The 4,163-nt window shown below is 54.4% G+C and carries 2 protein-coding genes; both read right to left on the reverse strand.

Features of this window, described 5'->3' with window-relative positions; genetic code table 11:
- The coding region (gene rpoC, locus AACG97_RS00025; RefSeq protein WP_338463206.1) for a DNA-directed RNA polymerase subunit beta' at positions 1–3,052 on the reverse strand (3,052 nt) is incomplete at its 3' end.
- A 76-nt stretch (positions 3,053–3,128) separates the two neighbouring features.
- The coding region (locus tag AACG97_RS00030; RefSeq protein ID WP_445261806.1) for a DNA-directed RNA polymerase subunit beta at positions 3,129–4,163 on the reverse strand (1,035 nt) is incomplete at its 5' end.

The following is a 4,163-nucleotide window of genomic DNA, read 5'->3' on the forward strand; positions in this document are numbered from 1 at the left end:
CAACGGTTTCACCGCCGGCAACCTGTTCGCCATCGCCTTTCTCCATAACGCAGCCGTAAGGCACTTTATAGCTTTCTTTGGTACGACCGAATTCGTCGATCAGTTTCAGCTCGGTGTTACGCGAGGTGATAACCAGTTTACCGCTGGAGTTCACAACCGACTTCGCGTTGCTCAGACGGATGCTACCTTTGTTTTTCACCTGGATGCTGGATTCAGCAGCCGCACGAGATGCCGCACCACCGATGTGGAACGTACGCATCGTCAGCTGTGTACCCGGCTCACCGATGGACTGTGCCGCGATAACGCCGATAGCCTCACCTTTGTTGATGAGGTGGCCACGCGCCAGGTCACGACCATAGCAGTGCGCACATACACCAAAGTCGGTGTCACAGGATACAACGGAACGAACTTTGACGGAGTCAACGGAGTTCTCTTCCAGCAGGTCACACCAGTGCTCATGCAGCAGCGTGTTGCGTGGAACCAGAATGTCCGCGGTACCCGGCTTCAGAACGTCTTCAGCAGTCACACGACCCAGTACGCGATCGCGCAGCGGCTCTTTAACGTCGCCACCTTCGATAACCGGCGTCATGGTGATGCCTTCCAGGGTGCCGCAGTCGTCTTCAGTGACGACCAGGTCCTGGGCAACGTCAACCAGACGACGAGTCAGGTAACCGGAGTTCGCTGTCTTCAGTGCGGTATCCGCCAGACCTTTACGCGCACCGTGGGTGGAGATGAAGTACTGGAGTACGTTCAGACCTTCACGGAAGTTCGCGGTGATCGGCGTTTCGATGATCGAGCCATCCGGCTTCGCCATCAGACCACGCATACCAGCCAGCTGACGAATCTGTGCCGCAGAACCACGCGCACCGGAGTCGGCCATCATGTAGATGCTGTTGAAGGAAACCTGCTGCTCTTCCTGACCGTCACGGTTAATCACGGTTTCGGTTTGCAGGTTATCCATCATCGCTTTGGATACACGATCGTTCGCCGCAGCCCAGATATCGATAACTTTGTTGTAGCGCTCGCCCGCGGTGACCAGACCAGACTGGAACTGTTCCTGAATCTCAGCAACTTCCGCTTCCGCTTCGCTGATGATTTCGTATTTTTTCTCCGGGATGACCATGTCATCGATACCAACGGATGCACCTGAACGCGCTGCATAAGCAAAGCCGGTGTACATCGTCTGGTCCGCAAAAATAACGGTCGGTTTCAGGCCCAGAATACGGTAACAGGTGTTCAGCATCTTGGAGATCGCTTTCTTACCGAGCGCCTGGTTCACGATAGAGAACGGCAGACCTTTCGGTACGATCATCCACAGAATGGCACGGCCAACGGTCGTGTCTTTCAGGCTAGTCTTCGCGACGAATTCACCATTCTCGTCTTTTTCGTATTCAGTGATACGCACTTTAACGCGCGCATGCAGAGAGGCCAGACCGGCGCGATAAATACGCTCCGCTTCTTTCGGGCCAGTCAGCACCATGCCTTCGCCTTTGGCGTTAACACAGTCACGGGTCATGTAGTACAGACCCAGTACAACGTCCTGAGACGGAACGATGATTGGTTCGCCGTTCGCCGGGGACAGGATGTTGTTGGTAGACATCATCAGCGCACGCGCTTCCAGCTGGGCTTCCAGCGTCAGCGGTACGTGAACAGCCATCTGGTCGCCATCGAAGTCGGCGTTATAGGCCGCACAAACCAGCGGGTGCAGCTGAATAGCTTTACCTTCGATCAGAACCGGTTCGAATGCCTGGATACCTAAACGGTGTAGCGTTGGCGCACGGTTCAGCAGTACCGGGTGTTCGCGGATAACTTCGTCCAGGATATCCCAAACAACGGCTTCTTCGCGCTCAACCATTTTCTTAGCGGCTTTGATGGTGGTGGCCAGGCCACGCAGTTCCAGCTTGCCGTAAATGAACGGTTTGAACAGCTCCAGCGCCATTTTCTTCGGCAGACCGCACTGATGCAGACGCAGGTATGGACCTACGGTGATAACAGAACGACCGGAGTAGTCAACACGCTTACCGAGCAGGTTCTGACGGAAACGACCCTGTTTACCTTTGATCATATCGGCCAAAGATTTCAGAGGACGTTTGTTAGAACCGGTGATCGCACGACCGCGACGGCCGTTATCCAGCAGGGCGTCAACCGCTTCCTGCAGCATACGTTTTTCGTTGCGTACGATGATGTCCGGCGCAGCCAGATCCAGCAGACGTTTCAGACGGTTGTTACGGTTAATGACGCGACGATACAGATCGTTCAGGTCAGAAGTCGCAAAACGGCCGCCATCGAGCGGAACCAGCGGACGCAGATCTGGCGGCAGAACCGGCAGAACGGTCAGGATCATCCATTCCGGCTTGTTGCCAGACTGAACGAACGCTTCCAGCAGCTTAATGCGCTTGGTCAGCTTTTTACGCTTGGTTTCGGAGTTGGTTTCGTTCAGCTCTTCACGCAGCTGTTCGCATTCCTGCTCCAGATCCATATTGCGCAGCAGCGCCTGGATCGCTTCCGCACCCATTTTCGCGTCGAATTCGTCACCGAACTCTTCCAGCGCATCCAGGTACTGCTCTTCAGTCAGAATCTGGTTGCGTTCGAGGTTGGTCATGCCACCTTCGATAACCACGTAGGATTCGAAGTACAGTACACGTTCGATATCGCGCAGCGGCATATCCAGCAGCAGGCCGATACGGGACGGCAGCGATTTCAGGAACCAGATGTGCGCCGTCGGGCATGCCAGCTCGATGTGGCCCATGCGCTCACGACGCACTTTAGTCTGGGTCACTTCAACGCCGCACTTCTCACAGATCACACCGCGGTGTTTCAGGCGCTTGTACTTACCGCACAGGCACTCATAGTCTTTTACTGGCCCGAAAATACGAGCACAGAACAGACCGTCACGCTCAGGCTTGAACGTACGGTAGTTAATGGTTTCCGGCTTTTTAACTTCACCGAAAGACCATGAACGGATCATGTCTGGCGATGCCAGAGCAATTTTGATCGCATCAAACTCTTCGGTTTTAGTTTGCGCTTTCAGAAACTTTAATAAGTCTTTCACGGATTTGCTCCCGTCGGAGTTAGCACAATCTGGCGCCGGGTTTTATCCCGGCACCAGTGACCTGTTTGAGCGAGAGTTACTCGTCTTCCAGTTCGATGTTGATGCCCAGCGAGCGGATTTCTTTCAACAGTACGTTGAAGGATTCCGGCATGCCCGGTTCCATCTGGTGGTTGCCGTCCACGATGTTTTTATACATCTTGGTACGACCGTTCACGTCATCAGACTTAACGGTGAGCATTTCCTGCAGGGTGTAGGCCGCGCCATAAGCTTCCAGCGCCCACACTTCCATCTCACCGAAGCGCTGACCACCGAACTGCGCCTTACCACCCAGCGGCTGCTGAGTAACCAGGCTGTAGGAACCGGTGGAACGAGCGTGCATTTTGTCGTCGACCAGGTGGTTCAGTTTCAGCATGTACATGTAACCCACGGTTACCGGACGTTCGAACTGTTCACCGGTGCGGCCGTCAAACAGGGTGATCTGACCGGAAGTCGGCAGGTCGCCCAGCTGCAGCAGCTCTTTGATTTCAGCTTCTTTCGCACCGTCGAATACCGGCGTTGCGATCGGCATGCCTTTACGCAGGTTTTCAGCCAGACGCAGAACTTCTTCATCGCTGAAGGTATTCAGGTCAACTTTCTGGCGAACGTCAGCGCCCAGATCGTAAGCACGCTGGATGAATTCGCGCAGTTTCGCGACTTCTTGCTGCTGTTTCAGCATGGCGTTGATCTTATCGCCGATGCCTTTCGCAGCCATACCCAGGTGAGTTTCCAGGATCTGACCGATGTTCATACGAGACGGTACGCCCAGCGGGTTCAGTACGATATCTACCGGCGTACCGTTAGCATCGTGCGGCATATCTTCGATCGGGTTGATCTTAGAGATAACACCCTTGTTACCGTGACGGCCTGCCATCTTATCACCAGGCTGGATACGGCGTTTAACGGCCAGGTATACCTTAACAATCTTCAGCACACCCGGTGCCAGATCGTCGCCTTGGGTGATTTTACGGCGTTTCGCTTCGAGTTTTTTCTCGAACTCGTGTTTCAGTTCGTCATACTGCTCAGCCAGTTGCTCCAGCTGATTCTGTTTCTCTTCGTCGGTCAGGCCCAGTTC

Origin of the sequence: Pseudomonas sp. Nvir (assembly GCF_963778085.1) — a bacterium.
In the GTDB taxonomy this organism is placed as follows: domain Bacteria; phylum Pseudomonadota; class Gammaproteobacteria; order Pseudomonadales; family Pseudomonadaceae; genus Aquipseudomonas; species Aquipseudomonas juntendi.